This window comes from Brevundimonas sp. UBA5936, from assembly GCA_002430835.1.
Taxonomy (GTDB): Bacteria; Pseudomonadota; Alphaproteobacteria; order Caulobacterales; family Caulobacteraceae; genus Brevundimonas.
In genome coordinates this window covers 1-672 of record DJDA01000093.1, presented here as the reverse complement: position 1 = coordinate 672, position 672 = coordinate 1, and the positions used below count along the sequence as shown (strand labels likewise).

Below are 672 nucleotides of genomic sequence, written 5' to 3'. Positions count from 1 at the left end.
TGCCCGATCTGTTGCGGTCGCTGACGGTGACGCCGGAGCGGCATGGGTTGCGACTGACGGCGCAGGCGCTGGACGAGACCCTGCTGCGGCGCTTTGCGGTCGATGAGGACGTCAAGAAGATCGCCCGTTCGCGCGGCGCCCTGATGCGGCTGTGGGAGGCGTGCCAGCTGCCCGACTTCCAGAAGACGACGCTGGACGAACATGCCCGCCTGTCGAAGGAGATCTTCACCGCCCTGACCAGCCGTCGCGGGCGGCTGACCGAGGACTGGGTCGCGCCGCGCTTCAACGACCTGGATCGCGACGACGGGCAGATCGACCAGCTTTCGGCGCGGCTGTCGGGAGTGCGAACCCTCAGCTACATCGCCAACCGGCCCGACTGGATGGCGGGGGCGCAGGAATGGCGTGACCGGACCAAGGCGTTGGAGGAACGGCTCAGCGACGTGCTGCACGAACGGCTGACGGCGCGTTTCGTCGATCGGCGCACGGCGGCGCTGATGCGGGCGCTGAACGTGCGCTCCGACGTGCTGGCGGGCGTGGCCGAGGACGGCGAGGTCACGGTCGAGGGCGAGGTCGTCGGTCATCTGGACGGCGTCTGCTTCACCGTCGATGCGGGCGGATCGGCCTTGGCCGACCGCGCGCTGCGGCAGGCGGCGACGCGGGCCGTGGGGCCGG

The 672-nt window shown here is 70.7% G+C and carries 1 pseudogene; it reads left to right on the top strand.

Features of this window, described 5'->3' with window-relative positions:
- Positions 1-672 (top strand): annotated as a pseudogene (locus tag B2Y21_RS08890) (phosphonate-binding protein); the annotation flags it as partial.